The 2,428-nt window shown below is 56.2% G+C and carries 2 protein-coding genes; both read left to right on the forward strand.

What is annotated here, in order from left to right; genetic code table 11:
• Nucleotides 1-222: 222 nt before the first annotated feature.
• Nucleotides 223-2,022: a glucosyl-3-phosphoglycerate synthase gene (locus ACETWG_07070; GenBank protein MFB0516348.1), complete on the forward strand. Its 1,800-nt coding sequence runs from the start codon at nucleotides 223-225 to the stop codon at nucleotides 2,020-2,022.
• A gap of 8 nt (nucleotides 2,023-2,030) precedes the next feature.
• On the forward strand, nucleotides 2,031-2,428 hold a 398-nt coding region (locus tag ACETWG_07075), incomplete at its 3' end, for a histidine phosphatase family protein (protein MFB0516349.1).

Below are 2,428 nucleotides of genomic sequence, written 5' to 3' on the forward strand. Positions count from 1 at the left end.
TCGCCGGCGCCATAACGGCGTATTTGAAGGCCGATCCAACTTATCAACTGCGGCGGCGGGTGCTGGAGCACTTCACCTGGCAAGCAATAGTAAGCAAGCGGGTAATCCCTTTAATCCATGAGGCCGCCGGGATGCCGGCTGAAAGCATCGGGGTCGAATGCTGAAAGTGGGTTCAATCTAGTGCCGGAGCTACCCAAGCCTCCAGGCCGCCAACGCCGTCCAGTGAAAACACTGATTCCACTGGTCCCGGGTTGTGATAATGAATCCCTGCTGAATCTGGCGCATTGGCTGGCCGCTACCGAGCCGGTCTTGTTAGCAGGGGTCGTGCCGATTCCCGAAGGGCAAAGCCTCAGTGCGGGTGCGTTGCCGGCTCGTGAGTTGCGGGATTTAATACATGCCCATATTGACCGCGTAAATCTGCGTCAGGTAGCCCGTATCCGCGTCACTTACTCCCCCTGGGATGATCTTCGCATGGTGGTTGCTCGCAGGCCCAGTATTACGCTGCTAATTTTAAACTGGCCTGATCAGATAGATGCCTTCCACCTCACAGCGGTCGACATCCTGTCCAATCCACCGTGTGATGTGGCCCTTGTCCGAGGACCCCTGCCGGAGGAGCCCGCGAGTATTTTGGTCTTCAATCGCGGCGGCCCTCATGCCGAGCGTGCCCTGCGCCTGGGCCTGGCTCTGGCGCGACACCGTGACTCAAAAGTCACTTCATTAAATATCCGCCCCTCACCGACTGCTGAACCGGAAGATGCTGGCTTTGCCGGCATGGCAAAAATTCTGGCCGCAATGCCAGGTGTTGAACAGCACCAGGTTGTAACCGATGATCAAGCCCGAACCGTTCTCGAGATGTCTAATGACTTTAACATGGTTGTCCTGGGGACTACGGCTCATCCCACCAGGATAGCGACGTCATTTGGGAATATCACCGATACGCTTTTCAGTCGCTCAACGGCGGCCGTTATGGCGGTTAAGACTAAGCGCATGGTTCCGGAACAGGCGGGAGTCATTGAGTTCGCTACCCAGGCAATTTCGGTGCTGGTGGATCGGTGGTTCGCGGAAAATACCTACCACGCGGATGAATTTGCCGACCTCCAGGACCTGGTCGCCCGGAAGGAAGAGCAGGGGTTGAAAATCAGTCTGGCGCTGCCGGCCCTCAATGAGGAAGAGACGATTGGTGACATCATCCGGATCGTGCAACAGGCTTTGATGGAGCAGGCAGCGGTGGTGGATGAGATTGTACTGATTGATTCCAATTCGACTGACCGTACGCGGGAGATCGCCAGTGACCTGGGGGTCCCGGTCTACATCCACCAGGAAGTCTTACCAGTGTACGGAGCACGCAAGGGGAAGGGGGAAGCATTATGGAAGAGCCTGTATGTGACCGAGGGGGATCTCATTTTCTGGGTGGATACCGACATCAAGAACTTTCATCCTCGCTTCATCTACGGATTGATCGGACCCCTGCTCCATCGGCCGGAGTTGAAGTTCGTCAAGGGCTTCTATCGGCGTCCTTTGAGGAACTCTACTGGTCTGAAGCCGGGGCGCGGCGGCCGGGTTACCGAACTGACCGCTCGGCCAATGCTCAATCTCTTTTATCCGGAACTCTCCGGAATCATTCAGCCCCTGTCTGGTGAGTATGGTGGACGCCGGGAGGCGCTGGAGCAATTGACCTTCATGTCTGGGTATGGTGTTGAGACCGGTCTGCTGATTGAAGTCTTTGAGAAGTTTAAACTGGCCTCCTTGGCCCAGGTCGACCAGGTCGAGCGAATCCATCGCAACCAGAGCCTTTCCGAGCTCTGCCAGATGTCATTTGAGATCATACAGACTATTTTCAACAAGCTGGAGAAGAAACATCGGCTGGAATTCATTGAGGACGTGAATCGGACCCTGAAAAGCGTCCGCTACGAGTCGGGACAGTTCCAGCTCGATGTCAAGGAAATAGTGGAACATGAGCGTCCACCGATGATTGAGATTCCGGAGTATTGTAAGAAACGCGGTTTGACCCCGCCACCCTGAACAGTTCCATGACCTCCCTCCTGCTGATTCGTCACGGTGAAACGGATTGGAATATAGAGGGTCGCTATCAAGGCCAGGCGGATCCGCCCCTCAATGCAAAAGGGGTGGCCCAGGCCCACGTCATAGCGGAGGAATTGTCGGGAGCAAGGGTCGCTGTACTTTATTCCAGCCCTCTGCGACGCGCCCGGCAAACCGCCGAGATTCTCGCCAGGTCTTTTGCTCTGCCCCTATACATTGAGCCGCGCTTGATGGAAATCCACCAGGGGGATTGGCAAACCCGATTGCGCTCGGAGATTACCGCCCTTTACCCCGATCTGTTTCACCGCTGGGAAACGGAACCGTGGCAGGTTAACCCACCCGGGGGCGAGCCTTTGACGCAGGTTCAGGAAAGAGTGTACGCCGCTGT

The organism is Candidatus Neomarinimicrobiota bacterium, from assembly GCA_041862535.1.
Lineage (GTDB): Bacteria > Fidelibacterota > Marinisomatia > SCGC-AAA003-L08 > TS1B11.